Origin of the sequence: Brucella sp. NBRC 14130 (assembly GCF_040371715.1) — a bacterium.
GTDB lineage: Bacteria > Pseudomonadota > Alphaproteobacteria > Rhizobiales > Rhizobiaceae > Brucella > Brucella intermedia.
On record NZ_BAABTE010000004.1, the window covers coordinates 449,488 to 465,028 of the forward strand.

Below are 15,541 nucleotides of genomic sequence, written 5' to 3' on the forward strand. Positions count from 1 at the left end.
AGCTCAGGAGGGCTTGCCTCCGACTTTACAGTCGACTTTGCTGTTGTCCGGGCCGACGGAGTTTTCCATCTTTCCCACCACGATCAGGACCGCGACGGCGATGAACGTCGCCATGATCGCGATATGCCAGAGGCCGAGACCGCTGGCGAGGCCGACGGAAGCGGCGAGCCACATGCCTGCGCCTGTCGTGATACCCGTTATTTTTCCACGTGCGAAAATGATGAAACCGGCCGCCAGAAAGGCAACGCCGCTGGTGATCGCCTCCACGAGACGCGAAGGGTCCATCCGGATATTCTGATCGTTGAATACCGGCACGTTGACGAGTTCCAGCGAGACGATCGTGAAGGTAGCCGAGGCGAGGCAGACGAGCATGTGCGTCTTCAGTCCCGCTGGTCGCCTGCGCCATTCCCGTTCAAGGCCAATGATGGACCCGAGCAGGGTTGCCAGCAGCATCCGCGCCAGTACCACCGGCAGACTGACTATATTGTCGTGCGTGAATTCAGCCCAGAATTGTTCCCAGAATTGTTCCATGCCCGATAACGGGCATGGTGGGGTTTGGTTCCGCCGGGATTATTCGCTTGTCGCTCACTCGGCCGAAGCCGGAGGAACCGTTTCAGTCGTCGCGGGCGGCAAGGAATTTTCGCCGTTCGGCGTGTTCTCATCGGGAGAAATGACGGCACCGTAGATTTCGACCAGCACCCAGACGGCCAGCGCCGCCGCGATGCTGACCAGCAGCACCATGAGAACGGGCTTGCCTTCACGTCCTTGCCTTGCCTCAGTCGGGTTGACCTGTTTCATGGATCAAATCCTCCTGTTGGTTGCAGCGGCTTTAAAACTGGCCGCTATAGACCTAATGGAAGGGCGGGAAATTGGTTCCAATTCAGCGAACCGCCACGCAGTCCTTGCGTCGGCGCTTCTCTAAACTCGCAGCTAATATGTGAGGGCAATGGTACGGTCGGTTGGAGTTGAACCAACGACCTCAGGAGCCACAATCCTGCGCTCTAACCAACTGAGCTACGACCGCGTACCTTTGTGTCGACTGCGTGACGCTCTGGCGTCGCCGACAGGGGGTCACATACGGAGAATCGATCCATATTGCAAGTGATTATAGCTCTATTTTTTGAGAAATTCCCAATTGCGGGATTCTATATCAAATCCGGCTGATAAAGGTCACGGGCTGGTAACCATTCCAGATGACCGGCTGTGCACAACCGCGATATTGGCCTGGGCCTGTAAAATTACCTTTCCCGTATTAACTAATGAAATAGAAAATGCGGCCCATATCCAATGGCAATGTGGACCCGCGCCCATAAGAGGCTTATTAACAGGGCGTTAACAAGCACTGCGGGCGGTCGAAAGAACAGGTAAGGACTGGTATGTCAGGATCATACCCCTTCATCGATATTGCCGCGCTGGATTCTATCCGCGAGGGCTTTGCAAAGGGCGATGCGCAGCTCGTGCTGACGCACGACCTGTCGGCAGTGCTCTGGGTCAATGGTCCCGGCGCAAAGCTTTTCGGCTTTGATCGCGTGGAAGACATGATCGGCGGAAGCCTCGACCTGCCCATTGCCACGCGCCGGCAGATTGCTTCGTCCAACAGCAATGCGGAGGGTGAAACCCGGACCATTTCCATTCGCCTCGGCGGCGGCCTGCGTTCCGACCTGACCCGTTTCAGCGTTTCGCATATCGCACTTCCCGATGGCGTGTCCGGCCTGCTGCTGACGGCCAATGGCGAAAACACCAAGGCCGAAGCCATCATTTCCGGCCTGAGCGATGAAACCACCCATGTGGCCCTGATCAACGCTAACAGCCGCGTGATTGCGGCGAGCCCGCGTTTTGCCGCGCTCGAAATTTCTTCCGCCACGCTGGAAGACCTCGTCATCGAAGCCGCAGACGCGGCTGACCGCATCGTCAAGCGCCGCATCCGCGCTGGAAGGCATTCCGTACCGGGAGCGATTGCGCGGCTGACCGATACGCGCCCCATGCATCTTCTCTGCATTATCGGCGATGCGCCGGACGTCGTGCAGGCAGCGCCCGTTGCGCTGCCCGGCGAGGCGGAGGAGATACTCGAGGAGATGCTCCCCGAGCCTGCCGAGAGCGCGAACACCGATATGGTCGAGCAGGCTTCAGCCGATCAACCGCAGCCCCGGAATTTCGTGTTCGACCAGGATGCACCTCCCGCGCGCTTCATCTGGAAGGTTGGACCGGATGGCGCATTCACCGAAGTGTCTCCGGATCTTGCGGCGACCATCGGGCCGAACGCAGCCGATGTCGTCGGACGCCGCTTTGCCGATGTCGCCAATGTCTTCGGCTTCGATCCGGATGGCAGCATTGCCGCCCTTCTCGACAAGCGCGATACATGGTCGGGAAAACGCCTGATGTGGCCGGTGGAGGGCACGGACCTGCGTGTGCCGGTGGAGCTTGCCGCCCTGCCCGTCTATTCCCGTGATCGGGAGTTCACCGGCTTTCGCGGCTTCGGCGTGGTCCGTCCTGCAGATGCGGAAAAGGACCCTGAAGAAATCGGCCTGGTGCTTGCAGGCGGAATTCCGCAAACGCGCAAGCCCGTCAGCGAGACCGTGGAAACGGTGACGCCTGTCGAAGACGACGACATTCTGGCGTTGAGCGAAGAAGTCGCCAACGACGACAGGCCTGTCGCCACGTTGCCCAAGCCGCCGCTTGATATTGCGCCGACGCCGGGCCGTCGCGAATCCGACAAAGTCATCAGCCTGCTGAACGCCTGCGCACAGGAAAAAGTGGCGGCGGATCAGGCGCGCATCCTGAAGGAACGGGAGCGTGAAGAGCGCCCCGAAGGCGGTCTCACCAAAACCGAACGCAACGCCTTCCGCGAAATCGCCGACCGTCTGCGCAAGCAGGGTCTCGCCAGTTCGCGGTCGACCAGCGAGCCGGGCGCGCTGTCGGAAGAGGCTTTGGCGGACAGCCCGCAGCCGGTCGCGGTTGAAGAAGCGGCACTGCATATCCCCAGCCCGGCGCACGGCGATGAAACCGCCCTGCTGGCCAACCTGCCTGTACCGGTCATCATCCATTCGGGCGATACGATTCACTATGTCAATCAGGCCCTGCTCGATTTGACAGGTTATGAATCGCTCGATGATATTCGCGGCGCGGGCGGCGTTGATGTGCTGTTCAACAGCGAAAGCGACGATGGCGAAACGCGGCAGGGCATGGTGCTGCGCCGCGCCGATGGCAGCGAAGAGCCTGTGGATGCGCACCTCAATGCCATTGCCTGGCGCGATGGCCGCGCACTCATGCTGAGCCTGATGCCGGTAGCAGCCCCCGCAGCACCGGCGCCGGTCGAAACCGCTGCCGCTCCGGTTGAAACGCCGGTGGCGATGGACAAGGATGATGAAAAACAGGCGCTGGCCGATCATGTCGAGGAACTGAAGACCATTCTCGACACGGCAACCGACGGTGTTGTCCTCATCGACCCGGAAGGCCGCATCCGCTCCATGAACCATTCGGCCTCGGCCCTGTTCGGCTATGACCGCGAGGAGACGGAAGGCAAGTTCTTCTCGATGCTGTTCGCCATTGAAAGCCAGCGCGCTGCGATGGACTATCTGCACGGTCTTTCCGGCAACGGAGTTCTGAGCGTCCTCAATGACGGGCGCGAGGTGATTGGCCGCGAAGCCAAGGGCGGGTTTATTCCGCTGTTCATGACCATCGGCAAACTGCCGCATACGCGGGGGTTCTGCGCCGTGCTGCGTGACATCACGCAATGGAAGCGCACCGAGGAAGAACTGACCAATGCACGCAAGGAGGCGGAGCGCGCCTCAAGCCAGAAGACCGAGTTTCTGGCACGCATCAGCCACGAAATCCGCACGCCGCTTAACGCGATCATCGGCTTTTCCGAACTGATGGCCGACGAGAAGTTCGGCCCTATCGGCAATGACCGCTATCGGGATTATCTGCGCGATATCAATCGTTCCGGCAACCATGTGCTGGCGCTGGTCAATGACCTGCTCGATATCTCGAAGATCGAAGCCGGCGCTCTCGACATGCAGTTTGAAGCGGTGTCGCTCAACGATGCCATCGCCGAAGCCATCGCGCTGATGCAGCCGCAGGCCAATCGCGAGCGCGTCATCATCCGCTCGAGCTTCCAGTCCAACCTGCCCGACATCGTTGCCGATACGCGTTCGATCAAGCAGGTCGCACTGAACCTTCTGTCCAACGCGGTGCGCTTCACCGCGCCGGGCGGTCAGGTGATCGTGTCGACAAGCTACGAATTGAACGGCGATGTGGTGATGCGGGTGCGCGACACCGGCATCGGCATGACCAAATCCGAGGTGGAACAGGCACTGAAGCCTTTCCGGCAGGTCAACGCGCTGGAGCGGCGCAAGGCTGAAAGCACCAAGGACTGGCGCAACGAAGGCACCGGCCTGGGCCTGCCGCTGACAAAAGCCATGGTGGAAGCAAATCGGGCGCAATTTGCCATCGATTCCACTCCGGGACATGGAACGGTGGTCGAGATCGCCTTCCCGCCGACCCGCGTTCTGGCTGACTGAGCCTTCTCAGCCCTTGCGCGGGCAAAAAAAAGCGCCGGACGAACCGGCGCTATCGGAATCTCAGAGACAAAAGGACACAAAAGCAATTCGCAACGGAGCACCGGAAACGGCAGCTCGATCATCACTCAGGTGTTGCCCTCCTTATCGCGTGAAGCCGGTTAACAAGGGCTTAAATTCCCCGTTTCGGGTTTACGCCTTGGTAGCCTCTGTAAAATCAGGGTTAATTTCCGCGCAGCAATTGATTAACCAATCGGCGTTTCCCGGCTGCTTCACCTGGCGAAACAATTCAGGGCGTACTCTATCTCTTTGTTTTCGCCGCATTTATGCAGCATCCCATCTTTCCATTTGACTGAAAAATACTCTAGTTTACACCGTAACCTTGTTTCACTGATTGGATGGTTGATGCGCTGGCCCCGATTTACGCGCCTCATAATTGCGCTCGTCATTCTCTGCGCCGCGGCTGCAGCAACCTTGCTGGCTGTGGTGCCTTTCATCGTTTCCACCGATGCCATCCGTATCCGCGTTGCTCAGGAAATCAGCGCCTGGACTGGTTACAGCGTTGAACTCAAGCAGGCGCCCCGCCTGAAGGTTTTCCCTGTTTTGCGCGCCTCCCTGAACGGCGTGACGCTCAGCAAGCTCACCGATCAGGGCCAGAAGCCGCTCATGAGCGCGGACCGCATCGATGTCGAGCTCTCGCCGCTCGATGCCATCATGGGGCATATTTCGTTTTCCGAAACGCAGATCGTCCGCCCCCATGTAAACCTCGACGGGCCGGTTTCGAATTTCTCGCAACTCCTTGACGCCATCGCCAATTCCAACGGGCGCCTTGGCACCGCTATCCGCGCGCAGCGCGCATTGCAGCAAAGCGGTTCCGGCGACAATGCGCTGGCCGCGCAGCAGGCCTCGCAGCCCTTTGGCCGCGTCGTGGTTCGCGACGGAACGATTGCCTTCAACCGACCGGGCAGCGAGCCGGAAATCACCAGCGACGAGCAGATAACCAATGTCAGCGCAACATTGGAATGGCCGCGCACATCCAGCGCCGCGACACTGAAGGGCAGCGCCAAATGGCGTGACGAGACTTCACAGTTCAGCCTGACCGCCGCGCAGGCACTGCCGCTTCTGGCAGGCGGCACATCGGATGTGTCCGCGAGCCTCACCGCCAATCCGTTGAGCCTCACCTTTCAGGGCAAGGCAAATATTTCCAAGGATCGTTTTTTCGAAGGCGCGCTGACGGCAAAAACGCCCTCGCTCAGCGGCGCGGTGCGCTGGCTTAGCCTGCCGCCTATCGCGGGCAGTGCGGAGATCGGCGCGTTTTCGCTGGAATCCACCATCACCGCGACACCGAAGCGGCTCAAATTTGCTGACGTGGAAATGACCGCCAATGACAGCCCGGCCAAGGGCGTGATCGAAATCGGTCTGGGGCAGGCACAACCGGCAGTGACCGGCACCCTGGCTTTCGACAAGCTGGACCTTCGCCGCCTGTTTTCGGCCTTCATTCCGCTTCCCGACAGCGCCGCGCGTTCGCCGAGCGAGCGCGACAATGCCGACCGGGAACTGGTCGACACAAGCTTCATCGACCGGGCGGAGGTCGACCTTCGTCTTTCGGCTCAGAACGCCACGGCGGGGCCGGTCAACATGACGGGTGTGGCCGCTGCCGTGCAGATACGCGGTGGCCGAGCCATCTTCGATATCGGCGACGCCAAGGCCTTCAACGGCATCATGCAGGCCAATGTCCAGATCGTGCGCGACCTGAAGAGCGCGAGCGGCGAGTTGCGCTTCAACGCTTCGGATATTGACAGTTCGCAGTTCTTCACCGCAATGGGCTTCGAGAAGCCTTTCGTGAGCGGCAAGGGCAATGTTTCCCTGTTCATGAAAGGCCCGGCCAATCGCTGGTCCGGCCTTTTGACCAATGCGCAGGGCAATGTTTCCATACAGCTCAACAATGGCCAGATGCAGGGCTTTGCCGTGCAGGATTTTCTCTCCAAGGCGCAAAGCCAGCGCTTTTTCGCGCTTGAACGCAAGGAGAATGTTGCGCTTGCCTTCAATCGTCTGGATGTGAAGGCCAATCTTTCCGACGGCGTGGCGACGCTGGAAAATGCGCGCCTCGACACATCCGACGGGACGCTGACACTGGCAGGCATCGTGCCTTTCGTGGATCGCAGCCTGGCGCTGAGCGGCGAGGTCGTCTTCCCCAACGGCCAGCCGCAACAACAGCAGCAGGAAGGTGGCACCGACGGCCAGAACAGCCAGCCGCCTGCCGAAGCCCCGCCCGCAAAGCCGCCGCTCAATTTCTTTGTCGGCGGCTCGTGGGACAGGCCCTTCATCTCACCGTCCTCGCCGGGAATGGGGCAATAATCCGGTTGCTGCATGCAGGGCGCGCTTACGTCTTTCGGTGATGCGGGCCATCCGAAGGCCCGAATTGACCGAAGGACCCATGGCCCGCAAAGTCGGTTCCCTCACTAAAGCAGGGGATCGCGGTCGTGCCGATACATACCCAGCCGGGACGCTATCCCGAACTCGATGCGTTGCGCGGACTGGCAGCGACCGTCGTCCTGATGCGGCATTTCGTGAACATCTGGCCCTATGATGCCATGGGACCATACTTTTTCATTCTGCTTCGATCCCCGCTGCGGTTCTTTTTTGCCGCTCATGAAGCAGTCCTGCTCTTCTTCCTGTTGAGCGGCTTCGTTCTCACGCTGCCTTTCATGAACCATGCGCCATCTTATCCAGCCTATCTTATCCGACGCACCTGCCGCATATATCTGCCCTATCTCGTTGCGCTTTCGCTCGCGCTTGTCGGCGCCCTGTTTCTGAACGGGCCGATCCCGCAGCTCAGTAACTGGTTCAACCTCACATGGACCACGCCGGTGACGCCGCAGACGATCGCGCAGCATCTGCTGTTCATCGGCGCCTATCCCAATGGCGAAGTGAACACGGCTTTCTGGTCTCTGGTTTACGAGATGCGGATATCCATCATATTTCCCCTGCTCTTCGCCCTCACCATCGCATTGCGGCCGACAGCGGCCATTGTGGTGGCTTTCGGGCTTTCCATTCTCGCAAATGGTCTTCGGTCCGATCCCTATACGGGCGGCTGGTGGATAACCGTGCATTTTGCCAGCTTCTTCCTGCTGGGCAGCCTGATGGCGCAGAACCTGCCTGCCATCCAAAGCTTCTACCGGCGGCTATCAAACCGGATGGCGATCGCGATCAATATCCTGGCTCTGATACTCGTCACCTATGGAGCCGGGCCACCCATGCTCAAAAGCTGGCTCGGAGACCTGACGGACTGGGCGACGATCACAGGGCTGGTATGGGTCATGGTGCTTGCGGTTTCCAGCGACACGTTGCGCCGCTTCCTGCTCCTGCCCCTGCCGCAATTTCTGGGCCGAATTTCCTACAGCCTCTATCTCGTCCATGCGACCGTGCTTTTTGCGCTCGTGCATGTGTTTTACGGGCATGTCGCGCTGATCGCGCTGCTGCCGGCCTATCTTGTCCTGAGCGTGGGCGTTGCTACGCTGATGCATCGCTATATCGAGTTGCCGACTATGGCACGGGGCAAACTTCTCGCGGCGCGGTTTGCCTACTGACCGGAAACGGCCAGCAGGCAGCCACCATTACCCGAGACGGAATGCCGCCTGCTCATCGCGGCGGCGCTGCACTTCGCGACGCTTGTTGACGATGGATGCTACGATGACGCCGGTGGTGACCAGCGCGATCAGGATCGTACAGATCGCGTTGATTTCTGGTGTTACACCCCGTCGCATCTGGCTGTAGATTTTCATCGGCAAGGTGCTTGCGCTCGGGCCGGAGGCGAAGCTTGCGATCACCAGATCGTCGAGCGAAAGCGTGAAAGCCAGCATCCAGCCGGAAACCACGGCGGGAAGGATCACCGGTAACGTCACCTTCATGAAAGTCGTGACCGGCGGCGCGCCGAGGTCCATGGCCGCTTCCTCCAGCGAGCGGTCGAAGCTCACCAGACGCGACTGCACGACGACTGCCACGAAACACATGGCAAAAGTGATATGGGCCAGGACAATCGTCCAGAAGCCGCGGTCGAAATTCATCGCCACGAACAACAGCAGTAGCGAAAGGCCGGTGATGACGTCCGGCATGACAAGCGGCGCATAGACCATGCCCGAAAACAGGATACGTCCGCGAAAACGCGTATAGCGCGTCAGCGCCAGCGCGGCGAGCGTGCCAAGCACGGTTGCGACGGTCGCTGAAAGAAACGCGATGCGCAACGTTATCCATGCTGCCGCCATCAGCGATTCATTATCCAGAAGCCCCCGATACCATTTGGTGGAAAAGCCGGCCCAGACAGTCACCAATTGCGATTCATTAAACGAAAAGATCACGAGGATAACGATCGGCAGATACAGGAATGCAAAGCCGAGCACGACAGACGCAATATTGAAACGCGACCAATTGCTATTCATGGTCTATTTCCCCTTTTCCTGCGCACGTGCCTGAACTTGCTGGAATATGACGATCGGAATGATCAGGATGACCAGAAGGACGACGGCCACCGCAGATGCCACGGCCCAGTCACGGTTGGAGAAGAATTCGTTCCAGATCGTCTTGCCGATCATGAGCGTTTCCGACCCACCCAGCACATCCGGGATCACAAATTCGCCGATGGCAGGAATGAACACCAGGAAGCAACCAGCCAGCACACCCGCCAGCGACAGCGGGAAGGTAATTTTCCAGAAGGCGGAAAATGGTGTGCAGCCCAGATCCTGCGCCGCCTCGATCAGCGAATAGTCCATCTTTTCCAGCGACGAATAGATCGGGAGCACCATGAAAGGCAGATAGGAATAGACGATACCGATAAAGACCGCCGTATCCGTATTCAGGATAGTCAGCGGCGCATCGATAATATTGAGCCACATCAAAAACTGATTGAGCAGTCCTTCCGGCTTCAAAATGCCGATCCACGCATAGACGCGGATCAGAAACGATGTCCAGAACGGCAGGATCACCATCATCAAAAGCGTCGGGCGGATCGTCGTCGGCGCACGCGCAATGCCGTAGGCCATCGGATAGGCCACCAGCAATGTCAGGAAGGTTGAAATCGCCGCGATGCGGACACTCGACAGATAGGCCTTGTAATAGAGCGGATCGTCGAGCAGCCAGAGATAATTGTCGAAGGACAGTTGCTTGATCTTCGCCCAGTTCGCGGCAAGCCCCTCAGCGATCCCAAAGGTTGGAACATAAGGCGGGATCGACATCGCGACCTGCGACAGCGAAATCTTGAAGACGATGAAGAACGGGACGAGGAAGAATACCAGCAGCCAGAGATAAGGCACCGCGATGACGAGACGGCTGGCAATGGAAGCAATCAGCTTCTGCATGGGGCAATCCTCACGCTGTGAGCACCAGACCGGCGTCGGTATCGAAGGAAACCCAGACACGCTCGTCGTAGGTCAGCGGATTTTCGGTCCTGCGCACGGCATTGAGGCTTGCGGCCTTGATCGTGCGGCCATTGTCCAGCCGCACATGGAACACCGTCATGTCGCCGAAATAGGCGATATCCCAAAGCTCGCCTTCCACCGCGTTTATCGAAGCATCGTCCGGCTTTTCGCGCGTGATCCGCGTCTTTTCGGGACGCACCGCATACCAGACCTTCTGGCCCGGATTGAGTTCTTCGCGGGTTTCCGTCTGGATATGAAAGCCGAATTTTTCCGTGGCGATCTCAGCCTCGCCGTTGGCGGCTTTCACCACCTCACCTTCAATGATGTTCACATTGCCGATGAAGTCGGCCACGAATTTGGAGCGCGGCGCTTCATAGACTTCCGCAGGCGTCGCCACCTGCTTGATGCGCCCCTTGTCCATGACCGCGATGCGGTCGGCCATGGTCATCGCCTCTTCCTGATCGTGGGTGACGACCATGAAGGTCATGCCGAGCTTGACCTGCAGATCCATCAGCTCGAACTGGGTCTGTTCGCGCAGCTTCTTGTCGAGCGCGCCAAGCGGTTCGTCCAGCAGCAGCACCTTCGGGCGCTTGGCGACAGAGCGCGCAAGCGCCACGCGCTGGCGCTGGCCGCCGGAAAGCTGATGCGGCTTGCGCTTGCCATATTGCTCAAGCTTCACGAGCTTCAGCATTTCGGCCACGCGCGCATCGATTTCCGATTTCGCCATGCCGTCCTGTTTCAGGCCGAAGGCGATATTCTTCTCGACCGTCATGTGGGGGAACAGCGCATAGGACTGGAACATCATGTTGACCGGGCGCTTGTAGGGCGGGATGCCGCGCAAGTCCTGGCCGTCGAGCATGATGCGGCCCGATGTCGGCTCCTCGAAGCCTGCCAGCATGCGCATCAGCGTGGTCTTGCCGCAGCCCGAAGCGCCAAGCAGCGCAAAGAACTCGCGATTGAAAACATTGAGCGACAGATCATCGACGGCTGTAAAGTCGCCGAAAATCTTCGTCACATTTTCAAAAGAAATGAAGGGCTTGGCCGCAGGGTCGTTCCAAGGCGCAAACTTGCGGCGAAAACTGCCAAAAGATTCCATTCCGTTCCCCTATAAGCCTGCCGGAACCTGCATGAATATGCTGTTACAAGATTGAAAGCGGCCCCCTGATAAACAGCGAGCCGCTCTTCACGATTTTACCGGGCCTGCCCTCGGCAGGGATTACTGGCCTGTGACGATCTTGGTCCAGGCGCGCGTCACCACGCGCTGGGTCTTGGTGTCGTAAGGCGTCGGCACGAAGAGTTTCTTCATGACTTCTTCGGTCGGATAGATTTCCGGATCGTCAAGGATTTCCTTTTCGATGAACTCCTGCGAAGCCTTGTTGCCATTGGCATAGAACACATAGTTCGAAGCCTTGGCGGCCACTTCCGGGCGCATCATGTAATTCATGAATTCAAGCGCTTCCGGCACATGCTTGGCGTCTGCCGGGATCGCCATCTGGTCGAACCACATCAGCGCGCCTTCCTTCGGGATCGAATAGCCGATCTCGACGCCCTGCTTTGCCTTTTCGGCACGGTCGCGGGCCTGGAAGATATCGCCCGAATAGCCGACGGCCATGCAGATATCGCCATTGGCCAGTGCGTTGATATATTCCGACGAGTGGAACTTGCGGATGTTCGGGCGGATCTTGAGATAGAGATCCTGCGCCTTCTGCAAGTCGTCAGGCGATGGGGAATTCGGGTCGAGACCCAGATAGTTCAATGCCGGGCGCAGCATTTCGCTGGCGGAATCGAGCAGGTAGATGCCACAATCCTTCAACTTGGCCGACTGTTCCGGATCGAAAAGAACGGCCCATGAATCGATGGTGTCGGTGCCGAGCGCTTCCTTGATCTTGGCCTTGTTGTAGCCGATGCCGGTCGTGCCCCACATGTAGTTCACGGAATATTCGTTGCCCGGATCGTAGGTTGCCGCGCGGGTCGAAATTTCGTCCCACATGTTCTTGAGGTTCGGCAGCTTGTCCTTGTCGAGCTTCAGGAACACGCCTGCGGGAATCTGGCGGCCAAGGAATTCGCCCGATGGCACCACGAGGTCATAGCCGCTGCCGCCAGCCAGAAGCTTCGTTTCCAGAATTTCGTTGGAGTCGTAAACGTCGTAGACGACCTTGATCCCGGTCTCCTTGGTGAAGTCCTTGAGGATGGTGTCGTCGATATAATCCGACCAGTTATAGATATTGACCACCCGCTCCTGCGCGCTCGCGGAAAATGTGGCAGCTGCGACAAGGCCCGTCACGACGGTCGTTGTCAGAAGGAAGGATTTAATCCCCATCATTTGCTCCAATCTGCACAATAAATTCCGGTGCAGGTTCAAGGTGGATATACGGTTTCTTTATTGCACTTTTTTAGATTGCGCCGCGTTCGTCAACAGGGTCGTGACAGGACGAACATAAAAATTGCACCGCAGCCCCCCGCCCCAACCGTGGGGCAATGAGATTTGGGCTGTGCTGAGCCGAAAATGGTGGGGCTTGAGAACCGGAGCGGAGCGTACTTTTGGGTAGGTGAGCACCGGAAGCGAAAAGCCACGCCATTTGCAGGCCAGCAAAGCCGAAATATCGCGCCCCTACTGGAAGTCGAAGGCAGAAAGCCCCGCCACCATCTCGTCCAGCCCGAGCGGTCGGGTCAGCGGCGGCTCGGCGCGGGTGATGCAGCCCTGCCTTTCGCACAAACGACAGGCGGGACCGATCTCCGTATTGCCGGCCTTTGAAAGCGATGCGCCATAGACCGTGTCGGCTCCAGCTTCCAGCGCACAACCAAGCAGCAGTGCGGTGCGGCGCGGACGTTCGCTGAATGCGCCCTGCGGCCCTTCCAGCGTGCGGGCAATAGTCAGAAAGGCCGAGCCGTCCGGCAGTTCCACCGGCTCGACCAGTACCTGGCCTGCCTGGGCGAAAGCCGCATAGACCGGCAGCTTGGGACATTGCCCGCCGAAGCGGGTCGGAAAACCTTCCGCACCCGCAACCCGCAGGCGGTTGCCTGCATGGTCGATCTCCATGACGAAGAAGGGCAGCGCACTCGCACCTTGACGCTGCAGACTGGTCAGCCGGTTTGCCGCCTGCTGGAACGAGACCCCGAAGCGCGTGCGCAGCACGTCGACATCGTAACGGGCCCGCACGGCTGCATCGCGAAACTGGCGGTAGGGCATCATCAAGGCCTGCGCCGCGTAACGCGCCAGCTCGAACCGGGCGATGCGCTTCGCCTCGCCGGATGACAGCTTCAAGCCTTCCGTTTCGGCGCCAATCACCACCTGCATCCGGACAAGTGCTGCCTCCATGGCGATTTCCTGCAACTGATCGAAGGGCGACAGGCGCTCGGAAATGAAAAGCCGCTGCGAATGCCGGTCATAACGCCTGCGCCAGTTCGGCATTGTGGCAACCGGCAGCGTGCGAACCGTAATGCCGTGCTCGCGGCGCAGCCAATCCTTCAGGGCGCTCGATAAATCGCCGTCCGGTTTAAGAAGGGTGTAGAAACTCTCAGCCTCTTCCTCGATGCGCGGATAATGATTGATCCGCCGCGCCATCACATCGCGCACTTCATCGAGCGGCAGACGTGTGGCGGAAAGTTCCGCCCCGCTTCCCTCATGCGACAGCAATTGCGAAAGGTCGGACAGGCGCTGCTGCTGCTCGCGATAGGCGCGGTAAAGCTTCATGATGCCGACGGCGGCATTGGGCGCCGCCTCCCCGATCTCCACCAGTTCCTGATCGCCCGGCAGTTCGCCGGTCAAAAGCGGATCGGAAAACACTTCCTTCAGGCCCGTGATCGTGGAGCCGCTTTCAGCCTGGAGACTGTCGAGGTCGAGCTTGTAGACGCTGGCAAGCTTTAAAAGAAGCTGCACCGTCAGCGGGCGCTGGTTGCGCTCGATCAGGTTCAGATAAGACGGCGAAATGCCGAGCGCCTCGGCCATCGCCGTCTGGGTCAAACCGCGTTCATTGCGGATGCGCCTGATGCGCGGCCCGGCAAATATCTTGCGCTCGCTCAACTCGACCCTCCCGATCTTTACAATTCATGACAAGATAGACGCAAAGATCGGTTTTGACAATATTTACAAATTTACATGGCTTGCCAGTCAAAACACCGACAGCATTACCTCAATTATGCGGCAGTTTTGTCGGTTTTTGTGGCGGCAAGCCAAACACGATTGTAAATCTGGTCACAGAAAGAGCGCAGGAAAATTGCTCTTCCCGAACCAGTTCAAAGTGTGAGGAGACACCGAAATGACAGATTTTTACAGCCTTATTCCTTCGGCACCCAAGGGTCGCTTCGACGGCATCCAGCGTGCGCATACGGCCGAGGACGTAAAAAGGCTGCGCGGTTCGGTGGAGATCAAGTATTCGCTGGCTGAAATGGGTGCCAACCGCCTCTGGAAGCTGATCCACGAGGAAGATTTCGTCAATGCGCTGGGCGCGCTTTCCGGCAATCAGGCCATGCAGATGGTTCGCGCCGGTTTGAAGGCGATCTACCTCTCCGGCTGGCAGGTTGCAGCGGACGCCAACACGGCCTCGGCCATGTATCCCGACCAGTCGCTCTATCCGGCAAATGCCGCCCCTGAACTGGCAAAGCGCATCAACAAGACCTTGCAGCGCGCCGACCAGATCGAAACCGCCGAAGGCAAGGGACTTTCGGTCGACACTTGGTTCGCGCCGATCGTTGCCGATGCGGAAGCAGGCTTCGGCGGTCCGCTGAATGCATTCGAGATCATGAAAGCCTTCATCGAGGCAGGTGCGGCAGGCGTGCATTATGAAGACCAGCTCGCTTCGGAAAAGAAGTGCGGCCACCTTGGCGGCAAGGTTTTGATCCCGACGGCCGCCCATATCCGCAACCTCAACGCGGCGCGCCTTGCGGCAGACGTGATGGGAACGGCCACGCTGGTCATCGCCCGCACGGATGCGGAAGCCGCCAAGCTTTTGACTTCCGATATCGATGAGCGCGACCAGCCATTCGTCGATTACGATGCAGGCCGCACGGCGGAAGGCTTCTATCAGGTGAAGAACGGCATCGAGCCATGTATCGCCCGTGCGATTGCCTATGCGCCCTATTGCGATCTGATCTGGATGGAAACATCCAAGCCCGACCTCGAACAGGCCCGCCGCTTCGCCGAAGCCGTGCACAAGGCGCATCCGGGCAAGAAGCTGGCCTATAACTGCTCGCCGTCGTTCAACTGGAAGAAGAACCTCGACGACGCCACGATTGCCAAGTTCCAGCGCGAGCTGGGCGCGATGGGCTACAAGTTCCAGTTCATCACGCTGGCCGGTTTCCACCAGCTCAACTACGGCATGTTTGAACTGGCACGCGGTTATAAGGACCGGCAGATGGCAGCCTATTCCGAACTGCAGGAAGCGGAATTTGCAGCCGAAGCCAACGGCTACACCGCGACCAAACACCAGCGCGAAGTCGGCACCGGCTATTTCGATGCCGTGTCGCTTGCAATCACCGGCGGCCAGTCTTCGACCACCGCCATGAAGGAATCGACTGAAACAGCGCAGTTCAGACCGGCTGCTGAATAAAGCATTTCCAGCCAAAAGTGGGAACCGGTTTTGCGTTCGGAAATGCGCAAACAAACGGAAT

At 58.9% G+C, this 15,541-nt stretch carries 11 protein-coding genes and 1 tRNA gene; 4 read left to right on the forward strand and 8 right to left on the reverse strand.

Translation table 11 applies throughout. The features are described 5' to 3' along the window. Nucleotides 1-3 precede the first annotated feature (3 nt). The 3 genes from ABWW28_RS10795 to ABWW28_RS10805 all read right to left on the reverse strand — a co-directional run bounded on the left by ABWW28_RS10795 (nucleotide 4) and on the right by ABWW28_RS10805 (nucleotide 1,024). Nucleotides 4-531 (reverse strand): MgtC/SapB family protein, encoded by a 528-nt coding sequence (locus ABWW28_RS10795; protein WP_006469183.1) that lies wholly within the window; start codon nucleotides 529-531, stop codon nucleotides 4-6. 54 nt (nucleotides 532-585) lie between these two features. Further along, nucleotides 586-798, reverse strand: a complete 213-nt coding sequence (locus tag ABWW28_RS10800) for a hypothetical protein (RefSeq protein WP_063621138.1) — start codon at nucleotides 796-798, stop codon at nucleotides 586-588. A 149-nt stretch (nucleotides 799-947) separates the two neighbouring features. Then, nucleotides 948-1,024: transfer RNA gene (locus ABWW28_RS10805), tRNA-His, on the reverse strand. 352 nt (nucleotides 1,025-1,376) lie between these two features. On the opposite strand from ABWW28_RS10805, the gene pdhS reads away from it, so the two are divergent. From pdhS to ABWW28_RS10820, 3 genes are all read left to right on the forward strand, one after another. After that, entirely contained in the window at nucleotides 1,377-4,520 is a 3,144-nt protein-coding gene (gene pdhS / locus ABWW28_RS10810; protein ID WP_176587566.1) for a cell-division control histidine kinase PdhS, read from the forward strand. 402 nt (nucleotides 4,521-4,922) lie between these two features. Further along, entirely contained in the window at nucleotides 4,923-6,875 is a 1,953-nt protein-coding gene (locus ABWW28_RS10815) for an AsmA family protein (RefSeq protein ID WP_176587565.1), read from the forward strand. 125 nt (nucleotides 6,876-7,000) lie between these two features. Further along, on the forward strand, nucleotides 7,001-8,107 hold the full coding sequence (locus tag ABWW28_RS10820; protein WP_176587564.1) for an acyltransferase family protein: 1,107 nt from the start codon (nucleotides 7,001-7,003) through the stop codon (nucleotides 8,105-8,107). A 27-nt stretch (nucleotides 8,108-8,134) separates the two neighbouring features. On the opposite strand, the gene ABWW28_RS10825 is transcribed toward ABWW28_RS10820, so the two are convergent. The 5 genes from ABWW28_RS10825 to ABWW28_RS10845 all read right to left on the reverse strand — a co-directional run bounded on the left by ABWW28_RS10825 (nucleotide 8,135) and on the right by ABWW28_RS10845 (nucleotide 13,955). Further along, nucleotides 8,135-8,956, reverse strand: coding sequence for an ABC transporter permease (locus ABWW28_RS10825; protein ID WP_025091033.1), 822 nt, complete (start codon nucleotides 8,954-8,956; stop codon nucleotides 8,135-8,137). Between the two features lie 3 nt (nucleotides 8,957-8,959). After that, the gene (locus tag ABWW28_RS10830; protein ID WP_100650828.1) at nucleotides 8,960-9,871 is read right to left on the reverse strand and encodes an ABC transporter permease subunit; all 912 of its coding nucleotides are present in this window, start codon (nucleotides 9,869-9,871) and stop codon (nucleotides 8,960-8,962) included. A 10-nt stretch (nucleotides 9,872-9,881) separates the two neighbouring features. After that, complete coding sequence (locus tag ABWW28_RS10835; protein WP_176587563.1) at nucleotides 9,882-11,027, reverse strand: ABC transporter ATP-binding protein; 1,146 nt, start codon at nucleotides 11,025-11,027, stop codon at nucleotides 9,882-9,884. Nucleotides 11,028-11,147: 120 nt separating this feature from the next. After that, nucleotides 11,148-12,251: a polyamine ABC transporter substrate-binding protein gene (locus ABWW28_RS10840; protein WP_113464649.1), complete on the reverse strand. Its 1,104-nt coding sequence runs from the start codon at nucleotides 12,249-12,251 to the stop codon at nucleotides 11,148-11,150. 291 nt (nucleotides 12,252-12,542) lie between these two features. Then, nucleotides 12,543-13,955 carry a helix-turn-helix domain-containing protein gene (locus tag ABWW28_RS10845; RefSeq protein ID WP_176074611.1) on the reverse strand — a complete coding sequence of 471 codons (1,413 nt, stop codon included), beginning with the start codon at nucleotides 13,953-13,955 and terminating at the stop codon, nucleotides 12,543-12,545. A gap of 235 nt (nucleotides 13,956-14,190) precedes the next feature. Here ABWW28_RS10845 and aceA point away from each other — a divergent pair, with 235 nt between their 5' ends. After that, nucleotides 14,191-15,480: an isocitrate lyase gene (aceA, locus tag ABWW28_RS10850; protein WP_006469275.1), complete on the forward strand. Its 1,290-nt coding sequence runs from the start codon at nucleotides 14,191-14,193 to the stop codon at nucleotides 15,478-15,480. Nucleotides 15,481-15,541: the final 61 nt, after the last annotated feature.

What these genes read in the sequence shown, in the direction of transcription:
- ABWW28_RS10800 (WP_063621138.1), bottom strand. Translation starts at nt 798, where the DNA reads ATGAAACAGGTCAACCCGACTGAGGCAAGGCAAGGACGTGAAGGCAAG.
- ABWW28_RS10825 (WP_025091033.1), bottom strand. Translation starts at nt 8,956, where the DNA reads ATGAATAGCAATTGGTCGCGTTTCAATATTGCGTCTGTCGTGCTCGGC.
- ABWW28_RS10830 (WP_100650828.1), bottom strand. Translation starts at nt 9,871, where the DNA reads ATGCAGAAGCTGATTGCTTCCATTGCCAGCCGTCTCGTCATCGCGGTG.
- ABWW28_RS10815 (WP_176587565.1), top strand. Translation starts at nt 4,923, where the DNA reads ATGCGCTGGCCCCGATTTACGCGCCTCATAATTGCGCTCGTCATTCTC.
- ABWW28_RS10795 (WP_006469183.1), bottom strand. Translation starts at nt 531, where the DNA reads ATGGAACAATTCTGGGAACAATTCTGGGCTGAATTCACGCACGACAAT.
- pdhS (WP_176587566.1), top strand. Translation starts at nt 1,377, where the DNA reads ATGTCAGGATCATACCCCTTCATCGATATTGCCGCGCTGGATTCTATC.
- aceA (WP_006469275.1), top strand. Translation starts at nt 14,191, where the DNA reads ATGACAGATTTTTACAGCCTTATTCCTTCGGCACCCAAGGGTCGCTTC.
- ABWW28_RS10835 (WP_176587563.1), bottom strand. Translation starts at nt 11,027, where the DNA reads ATGGAATCTTTTGGCAGTTTTCGCCGCAAGTTTGCGCCTTGGAACGAC.
- ABWW28_RS10840 (WP_113464649.1), bottom strand. Translation starts at nt 12,251, where the DNA reads ATGGGGATTAAATCCTTCCTTCTGACAACGACCGTCGTGACGGGCCTT.